The sequence below is a fragment of the Streptomyces sp. NRRL F-2664 genome, assembly GCF_000719345.1.
In the GTDB taxonomy this organism is placed as follows: Bacteria; Actinomycetota; Actinomycetes; order Streptomycetales; family Streptomycetaceae; genus Streptomyces.
This window is the reverse complement of sequence record NZ_JOFX01000498.1, coordinates 1-347: the sequence shown is the minus strand read 5'-3', so window position 1 is coordinate 347 and position 347 is coordinate 1. Positions and strand designations below refer to the sequence as shown.

Genomic DNA, 347 nt, shown 5'->3' with positions numbered 1-347 from the left:
TGGGGGGTTCTGTCGGTCCAGGGGGAAGGCACTTTCTACGTGCAGGCTACCGGGTGCTGGCGGATCTCGCGGACGCCACCGGGCTGACCGCCGCGTACTCCGCCGCTCTCAGGCCGCTTCGGCCGCGAGGGACAGGGCATGACCCGGGCCGGATCGCCACCGATCTCGCGGTGATGCTCGCCGATGGCGGTGAGGCGATCGCGGATCTGGCCGTTCTGCGAGACCAGGGCGCGGTGTTCGGCCCGGTCGCCTCCACGCCCACGGCCTGGCGGTTGCCCGCCGACACCGACGGGGCTGCACTCGCCTCACTACGGGCGGCCCGCGCCAGGGCCCGGGAAGTCGCCTGG

The 347-nt window shown here is 73.5% G+C and carries 1 pseudogene; it reads left to right on the top strand.

Features of this window, described 5'->3' with window-relative positions:
- Positions 1-347 (top strand): annotated as a pseudogene (locus tag IF89_RS0136690) (IS1380 family transposase); the annotation flags it as partial.